The sequence below is a fragment of the Streptomyces sp. NPDC018833 genome, from assembly GCF_044390825.1.
In the GTDB taxonomy this organism is placed as follows: domain Bacteria; phylum Actinomycetota; class Actinomycetes; order Streptomycetales; family Streptomycetaceae; genus Streptomyces.
This window is the reverse complement of the sequence record NZ_JBIRZM010000031.1, coordinates 1-22,589: the sequence shown is the minus strand read 5'-3', so window position 1 is coordinate 22,589 and position 22,589 is coordinate 1. Positions and strand designations below refer to the sequence as shown.

General features: G+C 72.7%; 14 protein-coding genes, 1 tRNA gene and 1 riboswitch. Of the genes, 7 read left to right on the top strand and 8 right to left on the bottom strand.

Features of this window, described 5'->3' with window-relative positions; translation table 11 throughout:
* Positions 1-349: 349 nt before the first annotated feature.
* On the bottom strand, positions 350-916 hold the full coding sequence (locus tag ACH5AF_RS34785; RefSeq protein WP_398907486.1) for a MarR family winged helix-turn-helix transcriptional regulator: 567 nt from the start codon (positions 914-916) through the stop codon (positions 350-352).
* Positions 917-1,077: 161 nt separating this feature from the next.
* Here ACH5AF_RS34785 and ACH5AF_RS34780 point away from each other — a divergent pair, with 161 nt between their 5' ends.
* Positions 1,078-2,352, top strand: a complete 1,275-nt coding sequence (locus tag ACH5AF_RS34780) for an MFS transporter (protein ID WP_398907490.1) — start codon at positions 1,078-1,080, stop codon at positions 2,350-2,352.
* 238 nt (positions 2,353-2,590) lie between these two features.
* On the opposite strand, the gene ACH5AF_RS34775 is transcribed toward ACH5AF_RS34780, so the two are convergent.
* Positions 2,591-4,246 carry a SpoIIE family protein phosphatase gene (locus ACH5AF_RS34775; RefSeq protein WP_398907485.1) on the bottom strand — a complete coding sequence of 552 codons (1,656 nt, stop codon included), beginning with the start codon at positions 4,244-4,246 and terminating at the stop codon, positions 2,591-2,593.
* A 129-nt stretch (positions 4,247-4,375) separates the two neighbouring features.
* Complete coding sequence (locus tag ACH5AF_RS34770) at positions 4,376-5,839, bottom strand: NAD(P)/FAD-dependent oxidoreductase (protein ID WP_398907484.1); 1,464 nt, start codon at positions 5,837-5,839, stop codon at positions 4,376-4,378.
* A 325-nt stretch (positions 5,840-6,164) separates the two neighbouring features.
* Between ACH5AF_RS34770 and ACH5AF_RS34765 the strand changes: the two genes are divergently transcribed.
* Together ACH5AF_RS34765 and ACH5AF_RS34760 are read left to right on the top strand one after the other, a co-directional pair.
* The gene (locus tag ACH5AF_RS34765; protein WP_398907488.1) at positions 6,165-6,953 is read left to right on the top strand and encodes a TetR/AcrR family transcriptional regulator; all 789 of its coding nucleotides are present in this window, start codon (positions 6,165-6,167) and stop codon (positions 6,951-6,953) included.
* A gap of 234 nt (positions 6,954-7,187) precedes the next feature.
* Positions 7,188-9,158, top strand: a complete 1,971-nt coding sequence (locus ACH5AF_RS34760; protein ID WP_398907483.1) for a sigma-70 family RNA polymerase sigma factor — start codon at positions 7,188-7,190, stop codon at positions 9,156-9,158.
* Positions 9,159-9,261: 103 nt separating this feature from the next.
* Here the strand turns inward: ACH5AF_RS34760 and ACH5AF_RS34755 are convergent, their stop codons facing one another.
* Positions 9,262-11,439 (bottom strand): asparagine synthase-related protein, encoded by a 2,178-nt coding sequence (locus tag ACH5AF_RS34755; protein ID WP_398907481.1) that lies wholly within the window; start codon positions 11,437-11,439, stop codon positions 9,262-9,264.
* Positions 11,440-12,109: 670 nt separating this feature from the next.
* On the opposite strand from ACH5AF_RS34755, the gene ACH5AF_RS34750 reads away from it, so the two are divergent.
* The 4 genes from ACH5AF_RS34750 (at position 12,110) to ACH5AF_RS34735 (ending at position 17,546) form a co-directional block, all read left to right on the top strand.
* Positions 12,110-13,594 carry an MFS transporter gene (locus ACH5AF_RS34750; protein ID WP_398907479.1) on the top strand — a complete coding sequence of 495 codons (1,485 nt, stop codon included), beginning with the start codon at positions 12,110-12,112 and terminating at the stop codon, positions 13,592-13,594.
* A gap of 232 nt (positions 13,595-13,826) precedes the next feature.
* The gene (gene lhgO / locus ACH5AF_RS34745) at positions 13,827-15,110 is read left to right on the top strand and encodes an L-2-hydroxyglutarate oxidase (RefSeq protein ID WP_398907477.1); all 1,284 of its coding nucleotides are present in this window, start codon (positions 13,827-13,829) and stop codon (positions 15,108-15,110) included.
* A gap of 134 nt (positions 15,111-15,244) precedes the next feature.
* Positions 15,245-16,036, top strand: a complete 792-nt coding sequence (gene trmB / locus ACH5AF_RS34740) for a tRNA (guanosine(46)-N7)-methyltransferase TrmB (protein ID WP_398907476.1) — start codon at positions 15,245-15,247, stop codon at positions 16,034-16,036.
* A gap of 154 nt (positions 16,037-16,190) precedes the next feature.
* Positions 16,191-17,546: a PrsW family intramembrane metalloprotease gene (locus ACH5AF_RS34735; RefSeq protein ID WP_398907474.1), complete on the top strand. Its 1,356-nt coding sequence runs from the start codon at positions 16,191-16,193 to the stop codon at positions 17,544-17,546.
* Positions 17,547-17,746: 200 nt separating this feature from the next.
* Here the strand turns inward: ACH5AF_RS34735 and ACH5AF_RS34730 are convergent, their stop codons facing one another.
* The 4 genes from ACH5AF_RS34730 to ACH5AF_RS34715 form a co-directional block, all read right to left on the bottom strand.
* A complete protein-coding gene (locus tag ACH5AF_RS34730; RefSeq protein ID WP_398907473.1) occupies positions 17,747-18,715 on the bottom strand; it encodes an aldo/keto reductase in 969 nt (322 codons plus the stop codon).
* Between the two features lie 237 nt (positions 18,716-18,952).
* Positions 18,953-19,996, bottom strand: a complete 1,044-nt coding sequence (locus ACH5AF_RS34725) for a M23 family metallopeptidase (RefSeq protein ID WP_398907472.1) — start codon at positions 19,994-19,996, stop codon at positions 18,953-18,955.
* An 11-nt stretch (positions 19,997-20,007) separates the two neighbouring features.
* Positions 20,008-20,164: riboswitch (cyclic di-AMP (ydaO/yuaA leader) on the bottom strand.
* Between the two features lie 323 nt (positions 20,165-20,487).
* On the bottom strand, positions 20,488-21,765 hold the full coding sequence (locus tag ACH5AF_RS34720) for a PP2C family protein-serine/threonine phosphatase (RefSeq protein WP_398907470.1): 1,278 nt from the start codon (positions 21,763-21,765) through the stop codon (positions 20,488-20,490).
* A gap of 137 nt (positions 21,766-21,902) precedes the next feature.
* Positions 21,903-21,976: transfer RNA gene (locus ACH5AF_RS34715), tRNA-Met, on the bottom strand.
* Between the last annotated feature and the right edge of the window lie 613 nt (positions 21,977-22,589).

Here is a 22,589-nt window from a genome sequence, read left to right as displayed (position 1 = left end):
CGGTGCTTTCCAGTTCTTCGCTTTCGCGCTTCCCTTTCCAGCGGCTCCGACTCTATCAGATCCTTTCGGGCCTGATTCCCGGTCAGCGGGAGTTGTCTTCCCGGCCGTTGGGCCGTTCCGACGTCCAAAACTCTAGCGGATTTCCCGAGCGACTCATAATCGAGTCTTCGAAATGAATTTCGGCATGCCGAAATTCTTCCCGGGGGGAAGATCGTACTGAGTTTGGTTGCCGCATCAGCGGCGGGGATGGCTGTCGAAGAACCGTTCCGGCCCCGTGACAACTCGAAGAACCTTACGGATCGGCGGAGGCCGTGTCAACCCGCCCCCTGACGCCCCTCCGGGTGCCGGCCTAGTCCAGGTCGGTGAGGCGACCGCCGGCGTCCGGCTGGTCGTGCTCCACCCTGCGCAGGACGCGGATCAGCAGCTCGCCCAGGCTCGCGCGTTCGTCGCCGGCGAGGTCCTGAAGCAGGTCCTCCTCGAAGGCGGTCGCCATGCGCATCGCCTCGAGCCACTTCGTACGGCCCTCGTCCGTCAGCTCGACGATCACACGTACACGGTTGTTCTCGTCCCGGTCGCGGGTCACCAGGCCATCGCCCGCCATGCGGTCGATGCGGTGGGTCATCGCGGCCGGCGTCAGGCCGAGGCGCTTGGCGAGCTCTCCCGGGCCGAGGCGGTAGGGAGAGCCCGAGAGGACCAGGGTCTTGAGGACCTCCCACTCGGCGTTGCTGATGCCGAGGTCCGCGAGCTGGCGGCCGTAGGCGACGTTCATCCGTCGGTTGAGCCGGCCCAGTGCGGAGACCACCTTCTCCACTTGGGGGTCCAGGTCGCCGAATTCGCGCTGGTAGGCGGCGATCTGCTCGTCGAGGGTCGGCTCCTGCGGTCCGGAGACGGGGCCCGCGGGGGTCTCAGTAGGCATGCGGCGAAGTATCGCACGGTGCTCGTTGGCCTTGAAGTCCTTCACTGTGTATTGTTGACGTTCTAACTTTAGTATTGAAGTCTTCAAACTTCAGTCCTCCAGGTCCTGCAGGACCTCCAAGACCTAAGTGGGTGAGCGTGACCAAGGCGAAGGGCGCAGCGATGCGCCGGATCCAGGCGGGGAACGCGTTGAGCGCGTTCGGGCTCGGTTTCACCGTCCCGTACCTCTACGTCTATGTGGCGCAGGTGCGGGATCTGGGTGCGACGACGGCGGGCGTGGTGCTCACCGTGTTCGCGATGGCCGCGCTCGTCGCCCTGCCGTTCACCGGACGGGTCATCGACCGGCGCGGGCCGCTGCCCGTCCTGGTGGGTGCCGCGGTCCTGGCATCCGTCGGGGCGGCGGGCATGGGGCTGTCGGACAGCGTCGCTGCCGTCGTCTCCTCAGCGGCCCTGCTCGGTGCCGGTACCGCGGTCATGCAGCCCGCGCTCGCCACCATGATCGTCTGGTGCTCGGAGACCACGACGCGCACCCGCGCCTTCGCCATGCAGTTCTTCCTGCAGAACCTGGGTCTCGGCATCGGCGGCCTTATCGGCGGGCACATCGTCGACCCGAGCCGGCCCGCCAGCTTCACCCTGCTGTTCGGCATCGAGGCCGCCATGTTCCTCGTGCTCGCGGGAATCGCGCTCACGGTACGGCTGCCGGAGTCACCGTCGCTGCGCGGTGCCCGGCCCGCCGACACGGAGGCGAAGGCCAGGGGCGGTGTGCGCGCGCTGCTCGGGCACCGGGCCATGGTGCAGCTCCTCGTACTGGGCTTCGTCCTCTTCTTCGCCTGCTACGGGCAGTTCGAGTCGGGGCTCGCCGCGTACGGCACCGAGGCTGCCGGGATCGAGCCCGCCACCCTCGGCACCGCACTCGCCGCGAACACCGCCGTGATCGTGGCCGCCCAGTTCCTGGTGCTGAGGTTCGTCGAGCGCCGCAGCCGCAGCCGGGTCATCGCCTCGGTGGGGCTGATCTGGGCCGTCGCCTGGACGGCCGCGGGATACGCGGGGCTCGGCCACGGCAGCCAGGCCATGGCCACGGCGGCGTTCATCTCGACCTACGCCCTGTTCGGACTCGGCGAGGCCATGCTCTCGCCGACGGTCGCCCCGCTGGTCGCCGACCTCGCGCCGGATTCGATGGTCGGGCAGTACAACTCCGCCTTCGCACTGGTCAAGCAGCTCGCCCTGGCGATCGGTCCGGCCGTCGGCGGGCCCATGGGCGCCGCCCTGCACGGACCGTACATCGTGACGTTCGTGCTGTTCTCGCTCGGCATCACGGTGCTGGCGCTGGGGTTGGGCAAACGGCTCACCCCGGTGCAGGACCGGCCGTCGCTCGCGACGAGGTCCCGTGTGGTGAGCGTGCACAAGCCCGAGGACGCCGTCGCCCCCGCCCACTAGCGGGTCCGGCGGATCAGGGGCCGGACGGACCGCGGCACCTGGTGCATGAGCTCTCCCCAAGCCCGCCCGGGGAGGAGAGGGATGGGCCTCCCCAGGCCGTCAGGGCCGAGGGGCAGCATCGCCAGGCGCCGGGGTGCCCTCATAGCGGAGCCGTTCAGGCACTCCGGCAACACAGCATGGGCCCAGTCGGAGCCCAAGCCACGATCCGCCGGGCAGGCCCTCGCCGCTGCCGGGCGGATCAGGGCAGGGCGAACTCGCACCAGACGGCCTTGCCCCCGCCCGGCGTGCGCCTGCTTCCCCACGACGAGGCGATCGTCGCGATGATCGAGATCCCGCGGCCCGCCTCGTCCTCCGACTCCGCCCGGCGCCGGCGCGGCAGGTGCTCGTCGCCGTCCGTCACCTCCACGATCAGTCGGCGATCCGTGCGGCGGAGCCGCAGGCGCATGGGCGGGGAGCCGTGCTGCAGGGAGTTGGCGACGAGCTCGCTGACGGCCAGGACCCCGAGATCGTGCAGTTCGGGCGAGAAGCGCCAGGAGGCCAGCACGCCCGACGCGAAGGCACGCGCGCGGGGCGCCGCCTCGATGCCGCCGAGGAGGTCCAGCGCGGCGTTGTGGAAGAGCTCGGCCTCGGTGCCCTCGCGGGACGGGTGCTGGAGGACGAGGACGGCGACGTCGTCGTCGTGCTCGGCGGTCACCCCGAGGGAGCGGATCAGCCGGTCGCAGACCACCTGTGGAGCGCCGGTCGCCCCGGACAGCGCGCGCTCCAGCGCGGCCACGCCCTCGTCGATGTCCTCGCGCCGGCGCTCCACCAGTCCGTCCGTGTAGAGGACGGCGGTGGCGCCGGGCGGGAGGTCGATCGAGCCCGAGGTGTGCAGATAGCCACCGGTGCCGAGCGGCGGGCCCGTGGGTTCCTCGGCACGGCGGACCGTGCCGTCCTCGTCGCGCACCAGGATCGGCAGGTGCCCGGCCGACGCGTACACCAGACGGCCCTCGTTGGGGTCGTGGACCGCGTACACGCAGGTGGCGATCTGGCTGGGATCGATCTCGGCGGCGAGCCCGTCGAGCAGCTGGAGCACCTCGTGGGGCGGCAGGTCCAGACGGGCGTAGGCCCGTACGGCGGTGCGCAGCTGGCCCATCACCGCGGCCGCGCGGACGCCGCGGCCCATGACGTCGCCGATGACCAGGGCCGTGCGGCCGGCGCCGAGCGTGATCACGTCGTACCAGTCGCCGCCGACCGCCGCGTCCGTACCGCCCGGCTGGTAGGTGGCGGCGAACCGCAGGTCGTCGGGCTGCTCCAACTCCTGCGGCAGCAGCGAACGCTGAAGGGTCACGGCGGTCTCGCGGTGCCGCCGCTCGCTGGCGCGCAGCCGCTCGGCGGCCTCGGCGTGGTCGGTGACGTCGGCCGCGAAGACGAGGACGCCCTCGGTCTCCTCGGCGCCGTCGGTCCGCTCGGCGGGCAGGCAGGTGACCGTGTACGACCCTCCGCCGTGGATCTTGCGGGACTTGACCGTACGCGGCTTACCGCTGCGCAGCACCTGGTCCATGAGGGGAAGCAGGCCCAGCTCGGCGAGCTCGGGACAGCTGTCGGCGGCTGTGGTGCCGGGGGTGCGGTGACCGAAGGCGGCGGCATAGGCCTCGTTGACGTACGCGATGCGGTGCTCGGGGCCGTACACCAGGGCGACCAGGGCGGGGAGACGGCCGAGGATCTCCGGCACGGAGAAGTCCTCCAGTGCCGGAACGGCGGCAGGAGGCTCCGGCGACCCGCCGGACTCACCGCGGGCCGCGGGCACGGAGCCCTCGCCCCGCTGCACCGGCGAGAGCCCTTGGTCGGTCCTCCGTGCTGCGGCGCGACGCTGCGTACCGGGGAGCCTGGGGCTCCAGCGCGTGAAGTTCACTGACTTTCTAGCCTCAATGGGGGTCGTCGCCAAGGGTCACTCTGTGCAGGTGTGAGCCCACCTATGGTCACACGTCCAGTGTGGCCGACCGGACTGACAGTCCTTTTCGCCCAGCTCCCGACGGCGGTGTCAGGTGCCCGACGGGCCGTCGGGGGAGCTGTCCGCCGACTCCTCGGCGGCGGTTCGTGGAGGGCCGCTGTCCTTGTTGTTGCCGTTGCGTCTGCCGCCCGCGGCGATTTCGAACTCGGCGCGGGGGTGCTCCAGGGAGCCGAGAGAGACGATCTCACGCTTGAAGAGTCCGGCGAGGGTCCATTCGGCGAGCACCCGGGCCTTGCGGTTGAAGGTCGGGATCCGGCTGAGGTGGTACGTGCGGTGCATCAGCCAGGCCGGATAGCCCTTGAGCTTGCGGCCGTAGATATGGGCGACGCCCTTGTGCAGTCCGAGGGAGGCGACCGAACCGGCGTATGTGTGGGCGTACTCGTGCAGAGGCTGCCCGCGCAGCGCGGCCACGATGTTCTCGGCGAGGACCTTGGTCTGGCGCACGGCGTGCTGCGCGTTGGGGGCACATTCTGCACCGGGCTTGTCGGAGGTGACGTCCGGGACGGCCGCCGCGTCACCCGCCGCCCAGGCGTGGGCGACGCCGTCGACGGTGAGGTGCGCGGTGCAGACGAGTCGGCCGCGGTCGTCGCGCGGGAGATCGGTGGCGGCGAGCAGGGGCGCCGGTTTGACACCGGCCGTCCAGACGACGGTCCGGGTCGGGAAGCGAGAGCCGTCGCTGAGCACGGCGACGCGGTCCTCGCACGACTCGAGCCGGGTGTCGAGCCGTACGTCGATGTTGCGGGCGCGCAGCTCGCGGATGGCGTAACGGCCCATCTCCTCGCCGACCTCGGGCAGGATGCGTCCGGCCGCCTCCACGAGGATCCATCTCATGTCCTCGGGTTTGACGTTGTGGTAATAGCGCGAGGTGTAGCGGGCCATGTCCTCCAGCTCGGCGAGCGCCTCGACACCCGCGTAGCCGCCGCCGACGAAGACGAAGGTGAGGGCCGCGTCTCGGATCGCCGGATCGCGGGTGGAGGACGCGATGTCCATCTGCTCGATGACGTGGTTGCGCAGGCCGATGGCTTCCTCGACGGTCTTGAAACCGATGCCGTGGTCGGCGAGGCCGGGGACGGGAAGGGTGCGGGAGATCGAGCCGGGGGCGATGACCAGCTCGTCGTACGTGATCTCGACCGCGCCGGTGCCCTCCTCCTCGGTGGCGAGGGTGGTGACGGTCGCCGTGCGCTTGGCGTGGTCGACGGACTTGGCCTCCCCGATGACGATGGTGCATCTGCCGAGGACCCGGCGGAGGGGGACCACCACATGGCGGGGGGAGATGGAACCGGCCGCGGCCTCCGGCAGGAACGGCTGATACGTCATATAGGGGTCGGGAGCGACCACCACGATGTCCACGTCACCGCGGTCGAGCTCGGGCTTCAGCTTCCGCTGGAGGCGAAGCGCGGTGTACATCCCGACGTAGCCTCCGCCGACGACGAGAACGCGCGTGCGCGGCGAGGTGCCGGAGGTCGAGCCCCGGGTGTTTGCAGCCTTCACCATCCCATGACGCAACGGCCTCGGTCGTTTGTCCACAGGCCCGGCGAATTGTGTGACCGGAAGGCGTCGCCGGCCCTGCCTCCGCACAGTTGCGGGCATAACGGAAGGTGCGCAGGTCAGGCGGACGCGATGGGAGGCAGCCGGGGGTGGAATAGGGATCCTTCCGGGCCTTGCTCCGATCGGGGGGCGCTCTGTGCGAAGTACCCCCTTCTGAATTGACCCCGGCTCAACTATGTTCGTAGGCGGTCGGGGTGCCGGATCACGGCGCGCCCGGCAGACCAGGGCGGGGATGTCTCCGGGGGGAGACGACATGACCGGGGGAACGCTTATGCACATCCAGGATTCGCATTGGCAGACCGCTGTCGCGCCGGCATCGATGGCCGACAGCCAGGGAAGCGGACCGGCGGGTCCGCTCGGGACGGGCCGTTCGGCTCCGCTGCGCGTGGACGCGCAGCGGAATCTCGAGCATGTACTGCGCGCTGCGCGCGAAGTGTTCGGCGAGCTGGGGTACGGCGCGCCGATGGAGGACGTGGCGCGCCGCGCCCGCGTCGGCGTGGGCACGGTGTACCGCCGTTTCCCCAGCAAGGACGTGCTGGTGCGGCGCATAGCCGCCGAGGAGATCTCCAGGCTGACCGACCAGGCGCGGACGGCGCTCGGACAGGAGGAGGAGCCGTGGTCGGCGCTCTCCCGGTTCCTGCGCACCTCGGTGGCCTCCGGTGCGGGGCGGTTGCTTCCGCCGCAGGTACTGCGGGTCCGGGTGGACGGCGAGGAGACGGCGGGTGACGGCGTCGACGACCTGTCCGGTGACGTACGGGAAGAGCTGCGGGTGCCGCAGCAGCGGGCGGGCGCACCGTCCGGGCTGCGTGTGGTCGGGCCGCGCGCGATACCGGCCGAGGAGCAGGACGACGCGGGCGCTGCGGACCTGCTGGAGGTCGTGGGGCAGCTCGTCGAGCGGGCGCGGGCCGCGGGTGAGCTGCGCGGTGACGTGACCGTGGCCGATGTACTGCTGGTCATCGCCACGGCGGCGCCATCGCTGCCCGATGCCGCACAGCAGGCGGCCGCCTCGGCGAGGCTGCTGGACATCCTGCTGGAGGGCTTGCGGCCGCGGTCCGCGTGACCTTCCGCGCGGGGACGCGCGCGCCTGCACGGGGCTCATGCGCAACGGCACACCGTCGTCTACCGGCCATGTCCGTACGGCCGGTGGATCCTGCCCCTTTCGGACGACCGGCGGCGCAGGGTTCCGGAGAGTCCCGGGACGAGTGGCTGCGGTGCGCGAGGGTTCGGCTTACAGCCGCCCTGTGGCACGCTTGCCCGGTCATTCGGGTCTGAAGTGCTTACGGGGGCTTCCGCGATGAGCGGTGACCATCAGGACGAGTCACTCGGCGATACCCGCGGCTCCGGGACAGCCGGGCCGTCGCAGCACGTGCCCAGCCAGGGCGGGCGGGGCGGCGCGTCGCGGGCGGCGCGCCGCCCCGCTGTCGGCGGAGCGGCCGAAGCGGGCGCGGTGCGTGAGCCGGATCCGGCGGACGCGGGCACGGTGGAGCACGCCGTTCCGCGGCAGCGCAACGGCAGACTTGGCTCCATGCTGCCGCCGGCGCGCGAGCTGCCGCTGTCGGACGCCGAGTTGATCCGGCACATGCGGGACGGCGACGACAGCGCCTATGAGGAGCTGTTCCGGCGCCATTCCGACGCCGTCCGGAGGTACGCGCGCACGTGCTGCCGCGACGCGGACACCGCGGACGATCTGACGGCGGAGGTCTTCGCGCGGACGCTCCAGGCGGTACGCGGCGGTGCGGGGCCGGAGCATGCGGTGCGTGCGTACCTGCTCACGACTGTCCGCCGGGTCGCGGCTGCCTGGACGAAGTCGGCGAAACGGGAGCAACTGGTCGACGACTTCGCGGTGTTCGTCGCGGAGGCCTGCCGGGCCACGGACGCGGCGAGCGCCGGCACCCTCGACCTGGGGGCGGACGTGCGCGCCATGCACGAGGCCGAGCAGTCGCTCGCCATGCAGGCCTTCCGGTCCCTGCCGGAGCGCTGGCAGGCGGTGCTGTGGCACACGACCGTGGAGGAGGAGTCGCCGAGCGAGGTCGCTCCGCTGTTCGGCCTGACCGCCAACGCGACGGCGGTACTGGCCAACCGGGCCAGGGAAGGCCTCAAGCAGGCGTATCTCCAGGCCCATGTGAGCACGACGCTCACCGCGGGCGGCGACTGCGCCCGGTACGCCGACCGGCTCGGTGCGTACGCCCGTGGCGGGCTGCGGATGCGGGCGGAGCGCGGCCTGCGCAAGCACCTGGACGAGTGCATCAAGTGCCGTTTGGCCGCCGGCGAGCTCGCCCATGTGAACGCGGGCATCCCGGCCCTGCTGCCGGTCGCGGTCATCGGCTGGCTCGCCGCCGGGTACTCCCTCAAGGCGGGGATCGCCGCCGGCGTGGCCGCGGGCGCCGCCGGGGCCGGAGCCGCCGCGACCGCCACCGGAGGCGCGTCGAGCGGAGCCGCCACCGGAGCCGCGGCGGAGGGCCTCGGCGTTCCCGCGAAGGCGGGGATCGCGACGGCCGCGGCCGTCGCCGCGACCGCCGGGCTGGTATGGACGCTCGCGGTCGACCCCGCGCCCGCCCCGGCGTCAGTGGCCAAGCCCCCGGTCGCTCAGCCCGTCACATCCGAGCCGCCCGCGCCTCGGCCGAAGCCGGAACCGCCTACGCCGCCCCCGCCCGCCGCTCCGCCGGTGCAGCCCAGCCCGAAGCCGACGCCGCCCCCTGCCCCCAGCACGCCCCCGACCCCGACTCCGAAGCCGGCACCCGCCGGGCCGAAACCCTCCCCCGCGCCGACGCAGACGCCCACCGCGACCCAGACCCCGACCCCGAAGCCCACGCCGCCTCCCCCGTCACCGCCCGAGGTCTACCAGCTCAACCGCCTGGACTACGGCATCGTCGGCGACCACACCGGCCCCGAGATTCGGCACAACGAAAGCAGTTGGATGTGGCGGCGCTGGGGCATGTCCATCGGCGGCGAGAAGTACGGGCACGGGGTGACGGCGCACGGCAGGTCGTCCGTCACCATCGACCTCAACCGTGAATGCACCGCCTATGACGCCTTCGTCGGCGTCGACGACCTGATGCCGGGCCTGCGTTCGGTGCGCTTCTCGGTGTACGGGGACGGCGTACGGCTCTGGCGCTCGCCCGCGGTCCGCCACGGCGACACGGCCGTGCCGGTGCATGTGCCGCTCGCCGGGCACGAGACCCTGCGCCTGGTCGTGGAACCGGAGGACCCGCCGGCCACGGCAGCACTGGCGGACTGGGCACAGTCCCGAATCACCTGCCGCTAGGCGCGGGCAGGGAACGGGCGGCGGCGGGACCGGTCCGACCGGGCGAGGCACCCCGGGCGCCGTCCCCCGGTCGTGACACCGGACCCCCGGGCCGCCCCCGCCGCTACGCCTGGAGTGTCCGGCGTTTGGGGACGCCGCCTGCCACCGCGCGGCGGCGGGGGGCCGCCGTGCCCGTCCAGCAGGTGCCGCGACGGGACAGGAGCCGACGCAGCCACAGTTCGGTGGAGACCAGGTCGGCCAGGCCGTCCAGCGGGACCGGTTCGCCCTCCGACGCGGCCCGTAGCGCCTTGCGGACGACTCGGGCCTCGACCAGTCCCGCGTCCGCGAGCAGCGGGGCGTCGAACAGGGCCATCAGGTGCGGGAGTGCGGCGCGCAGACCGGTCCTGGCCGCCGCCGTCGCCGTGTGCGAGGCGTGCGTCGTGGCGCCCCAGCCCGGCGGGAGATCGTGGATACCCGCTCCGGCGAGGACCGTGCGCAGCACCGACGCCCGGGCTCCCGGCTGGACGCGCAGCGACTCGGGCAGGTCCCGGCTGGCGCGTACGACCTGGTTGTCGAGGAAGGGGGCGTGCAGCCGCTGGCTGCGGATCTCTGCGGCCTGTTCCAGGATCCGCTGGTCCGCCGCGTGACGGGTGAGCGCCGCCCGGGCGCGTGCCTCGCCGGGCCGCTGCACGGACGTCGGCCGCGTCGCCGCCTCGATCAGGCGAACCGATACTTCAGCGAGGGCCTCGCCGGTCAGCCAGCGCGCCGCGGGCCCGGGCCGCGCCCAGTTCAGGGCGGCGAGCGAGGCGCCCACCGCGCCATTGAGGCCGACAGCGCCCGTGCGGTTGGCGGCGAGCAGTCGGTCGGCAGCGGCCTCGAATCCGGCGCGGTAGGGCGTACGGGCCAGGCGCCGCGCCGCCCGGTACACCGTGAGCGGCACGAACAGCGACTGCGGCGACGCCCCGTCGGCCCGGGCCAGCGCGGTGACCGGCCGCAGCAGATGCCGCCGGCGCCGGTCCATCAGCAGATCCGCGAGCCGCGCCGGATGCGCGTCCAGCACCTGCCGTGCACCTGTTCCGGTGAAGTGGTCGGCGCTGCCTGCGGCGAGTCGACTGCGGTGCCGTTCGGCGGTGACCAGGGACGGCGCGGGCTCGTCCGTGAGCGGCCCCGAGTCGAGCCCGGCGTACGGCAGGGATTCCTCTCCGGCCGCGACGACGACGTGGTGCAGCCGGGGGTTGGCGGCGATGGCGCGGGCGCGTTCGAGTTCCGGTTCGCCCGCCTCGCGCCCGCTGGTGACCAGGTCGTTGAAAGTCACGGCGAGCAGCCGCTCGCCCGCGCCCGCCCCATGGCCGAGCACGGTGCCGGGAACCCCGGGCAGCCCGGCGGCCAGCAGCGCCAGCGTGCTGGAGGCGCTGCCTCCGGACAGGTCGGCGCCGATGCCGGGGGCGGGCGCCCCGCGCGCGGCACGGCGTTCGGCGGGCCCCATGCCGGGCACGGGCCCCGGGTCGGGCGGCAGGGTCTCCGGTGCATGCCGCGGGGCGGTGAGCCTCGCCCGTACCGCTTCGACCAGCGCGTCCCGCACCCCGTCGACCGCCTGCGCCGGGTCGATCTGCGGCCCGGCGACGGCCAGGGATGCCACCGGTTCATACCCCGTGATCTCCCGCGAGCCCTCCCGCAGGATCAGCGCGTGTCCAGGCGGGATGCGCTTGACCCCCGCGTACGGGGTCGAGTCGCGCAGCGCCTCCGGTGTTTCGGGGCAGGCGAGCAGCGCGGCCAGATGGCCGATGTCCAGCTGGGCCTCGATCAGGTCGGCGAGGGGCAGCGCGGCGGTGGCGTACGCGGTGCCGCCGGCCCATGGTGTGTAGAAGACTGGCCGGGCGCCCGCCAGATCGCCCACGACGGTGATGCGGCGCCCGGCCTGGACGACGACGGTGTAGCTGCCGGCCCATGCGGTCAGATGCCTCAGTGCGCCGCCGCGCGCCGCGAACAGCCCGACGCGCAGCTGTTCGTCACTGGCGGCGCAGCAGCCGAGGACGGCGAGCCGGGTGACGGCGGGCGGATGCGCTCCCCCGCCGGGCACAAAACGCACGGGCGGTTCGGCCGTGACGACCCGGACCTCGTCCGGCCGCCAGTCGCCGACCGCCCAGAGCGGATCGGGGTCGCCCCACAGCAGTTGGGCTCCGACAGGGTGGACGGTGCGTCCCTCGTCGCCGTCAAGGTCGTCGAGGCCGTCGAGGCCTCCGACGACCCCTGCGGGGCCGAAGTTCGCAGCGATACTGCTCCACCCCACCAGCCACCGCATCCCCGCCTCCACCGTTTCCCGAAGCCGTTCGGGAACATGCTGCCACGAAGGAGGCGCGCAAGCGTGGGCCCTGGTAGCGCGCGCAAAAAGTGAACACGCCCCTGGCATGGGCGGTTTACCGACGGCCGGCAGGCCGCCGGAAGCCTCGCGCGGGGCCGTACGGCGGCTCGGGAGGCTCTCCGGCACGGACGGCATTCGGCCATTCTCAGTGACGGCTTTGGCCGCAACCTCCAGCCCGGGAGGCGGAGTTCGCCTCCCGGACCGGCCCGCCGCCCGCGGGGATTGAGGCGGCAGTGTCCCCCAGCCCACTGGTTCCAGTACGCAGCGGGCCGACCCACGCGGTACTCATGGAAGCGCTCCGCGAATCTCCTCGGCCAGAGCGCACGAACGGGCGCACGGCCACACGGCAGTAGCACGGCGGCCGGGTGCCGCGCTTCCGCCCGCACAACAATCCCGCCATACGGAACACCGCCTCTTAACGGTAGGGATGTGGCGAACTACGCTGGGTTTACTGCTGTCCTCGGCAGGAGCGCATATTCCGAAGGGCTCGGCCATCTGCTTTTGCAGCCGGGACCACTCGGGAGCGGCGGTGTGCGAACCGGGAGGACACAGCACGAATGCCGTGCGCCGCAGGCGTCACGGCAGCTGTCTGTGTGTCGAGGGGTGGCGCATGTCCAGGGAGCAACGCGGGCCGAACGAAAAGCTCGGCACCGTTCTCGCCCTCGCGGGAATCAGCAACGCCGGCCTCGCCCGGCGGGTCAACGACCTCGGGGCGCAGCGCGGTCTGACCCTCCGCTACGACAAGACGTCGGTGGCGCGGTGGGTGTCCAAGGGCATGGTGCCGCAGGGCTCCGCGCCTCATCTCATCGCCGCCGCCATCGGGGCCAAGCTGGGCCGTCCCGTGCCGCTGCACGAGATAGGTCTGGCGGACGCCGACCCGGCGCCCGAGGTCGGTCTGGCCTTCCCGCGGGACGTGGGCGAGGCGGTGAAATCGGCCACCGAGCTGTACCGCCTGGATCTCGCCGGCCGGCGGGCGGGTGGCGGGGGCATCTGGCAGTCGCTGGCCGGCTCGTTCGCGGTGAGCGCTTACGCGACCCCCGCCTCGCGCTGGCTGATAACCCCCGCGGACCCGTCGGTCGAGCGGCTCGTCGGCGCCCCTGCGGCTGCCGCGCAGGCCGCCCCCGCCGGCGTATCCGCACCGGTCGCCCCCGAAACGCCGGACGGCACCGACACTCCCGTGCGCGTGGGCCACAGCGACGTGGCCAAACTGCGCGAGGCGGCGGAGGACGCGCGCCGCTGGGACTCCAAGTACGGGGGCGGGGACTGGCGTTCGTCGATGGTCCCGGAGTGCCTGCGCGTGGACGCGGCCCCGCTGCTGCTCGGTTCCTATTCGGACGAGGTGGGCCGCGCACTGTTCGGCGCCACCGCCGAACTGACCCGGCTCGCCGGGTGGATGGCCTTCGACACCGGCCAGCAGGAAGCGGCGCAGCGCTACTACATCCAGGCACTGCGGCTCGCGCGCGCCGCGGCCGACGTGCCGCTGGGCGGCTATGTGCTCGCGTCGATGTCGCTTCAGGCCACCTATCGCGGTTTCGCCGACGAGGGCGTCGACCTTGCGCAGGCCGCGCTGGAACGCAACCGAGGCCTCGCCACCGCCCGGACCAGGAGCTTCTTCCGCCTGGTGGAGGCCCGTGCGCACGCCAAGGCGAACGACGCTGCCGCGGCCGGTCAGGCGCTGAGGGCCGCGGAGGGCTGGCTGGAGCGCTCCCGTGAGGGCGACCCGGACCCGTCGTGGCTCGGCTTCTACTCCTACGACCGCTTCGCCGCCGACGCCGCCGAGTGCTACCGGGACCTGAAGGCTCCCCGCCAGGTGCGCCGCTTCACCGAGCAGGCGCTGTCGCGGCCGACGGAGGAGTTCGTACGGTCGCACGGCTTGCGCCTGGTCGTCTCGGCGGTCGCCGAGCTGGAGTCGGGGAACCTGGACGCGGCGTGCGCGGCGGGCACCCGGGCGGTGGAGGTGGCGGGCCGGATCTCCTCGGCGCGCACCACCGAGTACGTACGGGACCTGCTGCACCGCCTGGAGCCGTACGGGGACGAGCCCCAGGTGATGGAGCTGCGGGAGCGGGCCCGCCCGCTGCTCGCGGCACCGGCGTAGCGGGGCGGCCGGAACCGGTCGGGGCTCGGGGCGGGATTGTCGGGACCGGGGGGCGCCACCTTCCGGTTCATCGGGTGCTTCGGCGGCGGGTCCTCGGGGGCTTCGGCGGCGGGTCCTCGGGGGCTTCGACGGCGGGACGGGCGTCGGGGCGGGTGACGCGCGTCCCTTGCCGGACGCTGGTTTAAGCACAGGGTCGGTGGGCCAGTGCACTATCGGGGTGGGAGGTGACGCGGTGACGGCGTCCGGGCGGAGCTTCGACTGTGACGTGCTGGTGGTCGGCGGCGGGATCGTCGGCCTGTCGGCGGCGTATGCCCTCACGCGCTCGGCGCCGGGGACGCAGGTGACGGTCCTCGAGAAGGAGCGGGGCCCGGCCCGCCATCAGACCGGGCGCAACAGCGGTGTGATCCACAGCGGGATCTACTACCGCCCTGGATCCCTCAAGGCCCGCTTCGCGGTGCGCGGCGCGGCCGAGATGGTCAAGTTCTGCGCCGAATACGGCATCGACCACCAGGTCATGGGGAAGCTGATCGTCGCCACGGACCGCGACGAGCTGCCCCGGCTGCACGCCCTCGTCCAGCGCGGCCGGGAGAACGGCATTCCGGTGCGGGAGCTGGGCCCGGCGCAGATCGCCGAGTACGAGCCCGAGGTTCACGGCCTGGCGGCGATCCACGTGGGCACGACCGGCGTGTGCGACTACGGCGCGGTGGCGGCACAGCTCGCGCTCGCGTCCGATGCGGACGTGCGGTACGGCGAGGAGGTCACCGAGATCGACCGCCGACCCTGGGGCATCGCGGTGCGCACGGCGTCGGGGACGGTGGTGCGGGCGCGGGCCCTGGTGAACTGTGCGGGCCTTCACTGCGACCGGGTGGCGCGGCTCGCGGGCGACGACCCAGGGATGCGGATCGTCCCCTTCCGCGGCGAGTACTACGACCTGGTCCGCCCCGATCTCGTGCGCGGCTTGGTCTATCCGGTGCCGGACCCGGCGTTCCCGTTCCTCGGCGTACATCTGACCCGCGGCATCGAGGGCGGCGTCCACGTCGGTCCCAACGCCGTCCCCGCGCTGGCCCGCGAGGGCTACACCTGGTCCGACGTGCACCCCCTGGAGCTCGCGGACACCTTGCGCTGGCCGGGCTCGTGGCGGATCGCCCGCCGCCACTGGCGCTACGGGGCGGGCGAACTTCACCGCTCCCTGTCGAAGCGCGCGTTCACGGAGGCCGTGCGCCGGCTGCTCCCGGCGGTGACGGAGGACGACCTGCGTCCGGCCCCGGCGGGAGTGCGGGCCCAGGCGGTGCTGCGGGACGGGACGCTGGCCGACGACTTCCTGATCCGCGAGGCGCCGCGAACGGTCCATGTGCTGAACGCGCCGTCCCCGGCGGCGACGGCGTCGCTGCCGATCGGCCGGGAGGTGGCGCGCCGTGCCCTCAAGGCCCTGGCGGCGGACCGCGCGCACCGGACGGGCGCGCGGGACGTGGCCCGGAGCGGGGACGAGGCAGGGCCGGTAGCCGGCGAACGGTGACACCGCAGGGCCCGTCGCCCGTGAACAGTGATACCGCGGCGGCCAGACCCGTGAACAGTGAGACCGCAGGGCCCAAAGCCCGCGAGCAGTGAGACCGCAGGGCCCGTCGCCCGGCCTCGTAGAATCGAGGCATTGTGTCTGAGTCTCGAAACACCACCCACGACGCCACCCGGCCGGTGATCCGTGCCAAGGGCGAGCCGCGCTTCCCCGGCGGGCCCGCCGCCGATCCGGCCGGTTCGCACCACGAGCGGCGCATCCGCAGTTTCCAGCCGCGCCGCAGCCGGGTGACGGCCGGGCAGGGCGACGCGCTGCAGCGGCTGTGGCCGGTGTGGGGCCTCGACATCGACGGACACCGGGTGCTCGACCTCGACGAGATGTTCGGCGGCCAGCCGGTCGTCCTGGAGATCGGGTTCGGGATGGGCGAGGCCACGGCGCAGATGGCCGCCGACGACCCGGACACCGGCATCCTCGCCGTCGACGTGCACACCCCCGGCCAGGGCAACCTCCTCGGCCTCGCCGAGCGCAACGGCCTGACCAACGTGCGGGTCGCCAACGGCGACGCGATCATCCTGCTGCGCGAGATGCTGCCGCCCCGCTCGCTCGACGGGATACGCGTCTACTTCCCGGACCCGTGGCCGAAGAAGCGGCACCACAAACGGCGGCTGATCCAGCCGGAGTTCCTGACCCTCGCCGCCCAGCGCATGAAGCCCGGCGCGATCCTGCACTGCGCGACCGACTGGGAGCCGTACGCGGAGCAGATGCTCGACGTCCTCACCGCGCACCCGGACTTCGAGAACACCGTCCCGGACGGCGGCTACGCCCCCCGCCCCGCCTTCCGTCCGCTGACCCGTTTCGAGGGCCAGGGCCTGGACAAGGGCCACCGGGTCCAGGACCTGCTGTTCCGCCGGACGCAGCCGCAGGCCTGACGGCCAAGGGCGGCGCGGGGCAACACGGCGCGGGACGGCGCGACGGTGCAGAGCCGCGCCGCCGCACCGCGTACGGCCGGACCGCGAAGAACCGCCGACCGCGAAGTACCGCGCACCGTCGCCAGGTGTCAGTCCCTCTCGTTAGGGTCGACGGGTGTCCGAGTCGTCCGCGCAGCACCCCACGGCGAGCCGCCCGCCGCACCCGGTGGTGCCCGCTTGCCGGCAGGAGCAGGGAGCCGGGCCGATCGACGGCATGCCGCAGAGCACCGTGCGGCGTCGTCACCGGCTGCGTGCCGCCCGGCTGTGGCGCAGCCGTGCGGTCCGCGCGGGCGTCCTGATCACCCTGCTCGCGCTGTGCGGGTTGGTGATCCTCGCGCTCGTCCGGGAACAGACCGGCACCCAGGGCTTCCTGGTCGGCCTCGGCCTCGCGACACTGCCGGTGCCGCTGCTGCTGGCGGCGTTCCGCTGGCTGGACCGGGTCGAGCCGGGCCCGTGGCGGAATCTGCTGTTCGCGTTCGCCTGGGGCGCGTGCGCCGCCGCCCTGATCGCGATCATCGCGAACTCCTTCGCGACCCGCTGGATAGCCACCGCCACAGCCGATCCCGCCTCCGCCGACACCCTGGGCGCGACGGTGATAGCCCCGATCGTCGAGGAGAGCGCAAAGGCGGCCGCGATCCTGCTGCTCTTCGTCTTCCGCAGACGGGACTTCACGGGCCTCGTCGACGGGGTCGTGGTCGCTGGCTTCACGGCGACCGGCTTCGCCTTCACGGAGAACATCCTGTACCTCGGCAACGCCTTCGGCGAGGACCAGGCGTTCGGCACCTCCGGCTTTGCATCGGTCACCGCGGCGACGTTCTTCGTGCGGATCGTGATGTCGCCGTTCGCCCACCCGCTGTTCACGGTGCTCACCGGCATCGGTTTCGGCTTCGCCGCGCTGGCCGCGCAGCGCCACCGACTACGGCGCATCGCGCTGCCGTTGCTGGGTCTGGCCCTCGCGATGGGCATGCACGCCCTGTGGAACGGCTCCGCGTCGCTGTTGGGCCCGTGGGGTTTCTACGGCGTGTACGCGGCCTTCATGGTGCCCGCCTTCGGGCTGCTGACGTGGCTGACCATATGGACCCGGCAGCGCGAGCTGCGCACGATATCCCACGAGCTGCCCGCCTACGCGGCCGCGGGCTGGCTGGCGGCGGCCGAGCCGCGGGCGCTGTCCTCGATGCGCGCCCGCACGATGGCGCGCGACTTCGCCCGCCGTACGTACGGACCTGCCGCGGGCCACGCGGTGTCCGAGTACGAGTCGTTCGCGACGTCGCTCGCCTTTCTCCGCCACCGGGCACACCGCGGCGCGGCGGGCCCGGACTTCGCGGAGCGCGAGCGGGAACTGCTGCACCACCTGTGGCGTCGCAGGGACGTGGCCGCGCCCGCGCTCGTGTACGCGGCGCGGGCGACGGGCCGCGTGATCGCGCCGCCACCCCACCGCGACTACGGCGGCCACAACCCGTACCGCCACTGACCGGGTCCGTTGTGAGCCCCGTCCAAGCCGGCGCCCGAGCCCCCTCCTGCGCCGCCCGCCACACGCGCCCGACCATCACGCCTGGCCCGACGTCCCGCCCCTGCCCCTGCCCCTGCGCCAGCCACCCACGCGCCCGACCATCACGCCTGGCCCGACGTCCCGCCCCTGCCCCTGCGCCACCCACCACACGCGCCCGACCATCACGCCTGGCCCGACGCTCCCTCCTCTGCAGACGCGGCCGTCAGCTCGGCGAGCTCCTCCTCGGTCAGCTCCAGTTCGCCGACCGCGACCAGGGCCGGCAGCTGTTCGACCGTACGGGCGGAGGCGATCGGCGCGACGACGGTCGGCCGCGCGGCGAGCCATGCGAGCGCGACGGTGGCGACCTCGGCACCCCGCGCCCCGGCGATCCGGTCGAGCGCATCGAGCACCTTCAGGCCGCGCGCCGTCTCCAGGTGCCTGCCCGCGCCCTGCGCCCGCGCGCTGTCGACCCTCGCGCCGGGACGGTACTTGCCGGTGAGGAAACCGGACGCGAGCGCGTAGTAGGGGACAGCGGCCAGACCGGCCCGCGCGGCCGTGTCCTGCAGTTCGCCCTCGTAGGTGTCGCGGGAGACGAGGTTGTAGTGCGGCTGCAGTGCCACGTACCGGGCCAGGCCCTCGCTCTCGGAGAAGTCCAGCGACGCCCGCAGGCGCTCGGCGCTCAGGTTGGAGGCGCCGATCGTGCGGACCTTGCCGTCCTTCACCAGCCCGTCGAGGGCCGTGATGATCTCCTCGACGGGGACGGACGGGTCGTCGAAGTGCGTGTAGTAGAGGTCGATGTGGTCGGTACGGAGCCGGCGCAGGGACTCCTCGGCCGCCGCCTTGATGGTCACCGGGGACAGGCCCTTGTACTGCGGGTGGGCACCCACCTTCGTGGCGACGACGATCTCGGAGCGGTTGCCGCGCGAGGCCAGCCAGTTCCCGATCACGGTCTCGGACTCGCCGCCCTCGTTGCCCATTACCCAGGAGGAGTAGCTGTCGGCGGTGTCGACGAAGTTGCCGCCGGCGGCGGCGTACGCGTCGAGCACGGCGAAGGCCCGGTCCTGGTCGGCGGTCCACCCGAAGACGTTGCCGCCGAGGGCCAGCGGGAAGACGGCGAGGTCGGACGAACCGAGCGTGCGAAGAGAAGTCATGAGTCGATCAACGGCCCATCCGGCCAGGGCTATTCCGTCCCCGTGCCCCCTGTCGCCGGGGCATGGCGGTTCCGTCGGCCCTGGGCGTCGTGGCATCGCGGTTCCGCCGGCCCTGGCGTCGGGGGGGTGTGCGCCAGGGCCGGCGGAGACATGGGGACGCGCGGCACGGAAGCTCCGTACCGCGCGCCTGTCAGCCCTGCGTTCGCTCTGCCCGCAGGCGCTCGGCCCCTCGGTCGCTCAGACCGTGAGGCCCTTGTCCCGCAGCCAGGCCATGGGGTCGAGGCCGGAGCCGCCCGGGGTGTGCACTTCCAGGTGCAGGTGCGGCCCGGTCACGTTGCCGGTCGCGCCGACGCGGCCGATGGTCTCGCCGGTGGCGACCTGCTGACCCGCGCTCGCGGTCATCGACGACAGGTGCGCGTACCAGACCTCGGTGCCGTCCTCCAGCTCCAGCACGATGCGGTAGCCGTACGAACCCGACCAGCCGGCCGACTTGACCGTGCCGCCGTGCACGGCCTTGACCGGGGTGCCCGTGGGAGCGGCGAAGTCCAGCCCGGTGTGCTGGCCGGAGGACCACATGGAGCCGGCCTCGCCGTACGTGGAGGTGATCGTGTACGAGGAGGTGGGCAGCGCGTAGCTCGCGGCGAGCTTGGCGAGGCGCTCCGCCTCCGCCTTGGCCCGCGCGGCCTCCTCGGCCTTCCGCTTCGCCTCGGCCGCCTCGGCCTCGGCCTCACTCTGCTGCTTCGCCGCCGCGGCGGCGGCCTGCTCGGCGGCCAGCTTCTCGGCGGCGGCCTTCGCCTCGGCGTCCGCCTCGGCCCGCTGCTGCTCGGCCTGCTGGAGGATGCGGGCGCGCAGCGCCTCGCCGGCGGTCTGCTCGCCGGTGGCCGTCCCGTCGCCGGCGCCGGTGCTCATCGCGGTGAGCGGCGCCGCGTCGGCCGGGGAGCCCTCGGAGTCGGCGTCGTCGGAGAGGAGGGAGCCCACGCCCGGAAGGGACTTGGCGTCGGGGAGGTTGTCCGCGATCGAGTCCGGGAGGGAGATGGAGACCGGGGGCTTGTCCTGGGCGGTCGCTATGCCACCGGCGCCGACCGCGGCGAAGACGCCGACGCCGAGGACGGTGGAGCTGCGGGCGAGCCCGCCGCGCTGCTTGACGACGCGGTGCCGGCCGCGCACCGGACGGATGGATTCCTCGGTGGGATTCCATTCCTCCCACGTCCGCTCCGCGGCGTCGCCGCCGAAGGGAGCGGGCGCGAACGGGGCCTCGGGGGCAGGCATGTTGGACGCCACGAAGGCGTACTCCTTTCCTTCCTTCTCGCCTACCGGGTTAGCTGACGGGTTCGGAGCAGGAAGGTCTCCTACAGGCGTCTTCGGCCGCGGACTGAGCGGCAAAAGGCGCCCGATTCACCCCAATTGGTGGTTCCCCGGTTCCCTTGCGGGATTCGGCGCGTGCGCACGGTGCCGCCTCTTGCGACGACTGGGACGACCGCGCTGCGTTATCGAACGTTAATAGACGGCGGGGCCGGATTCCAAGCCGTTCCCAGTGATCATTAAGGACCACTGCCGGGACTTACCGGGACAGAAGCAGGCGGAATCGGGCGACTTGATCAATCCTCGAATCGACTACCGCTTCTGACGTTGCGTCAAATGTTATGCAGAGTGACACGCTCCGACTACGCACCGTACGGATGCGCTCGCGGGTGTCCTCCGTCCGGTGTCCTGCGCGCCGTGCGCACCTGCCACAGGCCACCCAGCGGCCCGCCCACCGGCGCGGCCACCCCTCACCCCGTTCGGCCGTGCCGGCGGCCCCGACTCGTACCGCCCGCTCGCGCCGTCGCCCCCCGCCGATGCGCCCCGCTCTCGTCCTCGAAGGCCACGACCGGAACCGTTCGCCGCCGTTCCGGCTGCCCTTCCCCAGGCCGGCCGACCGCCAGGAGCGCCATGTCGTCGGTCGACCCGCCGCCCGTGTACCGGCGCACGTCGCCGACCAGCGCATCGAGCAGGGCCTCGGGACCGGGAAAAATGCTGCCCCGGAGCCGTTCACCCGGGTCGTAGAAGACGCCTCGGGCGTCGCGGGCCTCGGACAGGCCGTCCGTGTAGAACAGCAGCGTCGACCCGGCGGGCAGCGGATACTCCTGCGCGTGATCCGGCCACGCTGCGAGGTCGCCCATCCCCAGCGGCAGTGCGGCCTCGGACGGCTCAAGCACATCCAGAGCGCCGTCGGCGTGCAGCACGAGCGGGTCGGGGTGCCCGCGGTTCACCAGCCGTACGGTCCCGTCCCCCGTCCGGTCGCCGGGCGGGATCTCACCGAGCACGGCGGTGGTGAACCCTTCCATGGCGTCAGCCCCCTCGCGCCGCATGCCCTCACGTTTCAGCGCCCGCTCCAGCCGCTGCGCCACGCCTTCCAGCGAGCCCTCCTGCTCGGCGGCCTCCCGGAACGCCCCGATCAGCACGGCGACCACCGCCACCGCCCCCATGCCCTTGCCGCGCACGTCGCCGACGATCAGCCGCACCCCGTGCGGAGTGTCCTGTACGGCGAAGAGGTCACCGCCGATGAACGCGTCCGCCTGAGCCGCCTCGTACCGCGCGGCGATGTGCAGTCCGGCGATCCGGTCCGCCGGGGTGGGCAGCACGGCACGCTGCGCCGCTTCCGCGATCACCCGCGCCGAGGCCAGCCGTGCGCTGCCCCGCACCACGACCCCGTTGATCAGCAGCGCGAAGGCCGCCACGGTGAACACCGTGCTGGTCTCGGTGACCGCGGTGATCTGGGCGTAGGTGTTGTTGTAGGCGTGCATACCGCTCGTCGCCAGGACGGCGGCGATACCGATGAGCAGCGTCATGCCCCATGTGACGATCGGCGCCGCGATGAGCGGTGCCGCCGCGTAGAGCGGCACCGCGGTGAAACGGGGAGGCGTCAGCAGGTCGAAGACCACGCCGCCGAGGATCATCGCTGCGGGCAGAAGGCGCACCAGCCACGGCGCGACGTACCTCCTGCTCTGCTCTCGCCCCACAGGTGTTCTCCCTGCCGCTTTCGCCCACGGCGCACTGACCGCCGCCATGCATCTCCCATGCTGCGCGCCCCTGCGGCGAGCGGCGACTTCCCACGTCCGGCCGCACAGACCCCGAGGTCAGAGCGGCCGGGAAACGGCGACGGCCCGGCAATCGAACATTTCGATTGCCGGGCCGTCGTCTTCAGTAGCGGGGACAGGATTTGAACCTGCGACCTCTGGGTTATGAGCCCAGCGAGCTACCGAGCTGCTCCACCCCGCGTCGGTGAACACAACCTTACGCCATCCGGAGCAAGATCCACTCCATTTTCCGCTCCGACCTCCCTTTTTTCGTTCCACCCACCCGATCCGGTCCGGGTACGGCCCGGATCCCGCCCCTGTCCGGCCCTCGGATCCGGTCGTTCCGGCGGCCGATCCGGCCATGTCGGCGACCCGGAGCCGTCACATCGGTTCGGTTCCGCACGTCAGTGCTGTGTACACAGGCGGTACGACGAGGGAAGCGGGCACGACAGGTTCGGGTGTCCGGTTCGAGGTGATCGCGCCCCTGCGCCCCGTACGCCGACGGTCACCCGCATGCCCGCCGGCCGGCCCGCCGCCGCGTCCGGGGCGGGCACCCGTGCCCGACCCGTATCCCGCCCGCCGGGCCGGAAGGTCGTCGACACGTTCCTCGGCCCGGGCGTGGGCTTCCGCTGTCGCGCCAACCTGGGTGGACCGTACTCCCGTTGGGTATCCAGCTGTGACTACCGATCGTTGCGCGACCACACAGTGACGCACACCGAGAGGAGTCTCAATGACGAAGTCAAGCCGCCTGCGTGACCGGCGGGGCGGAGGTGAAGACCCGTCCGTCACGCAGAAGTGCCCACAGAACGCTCGCT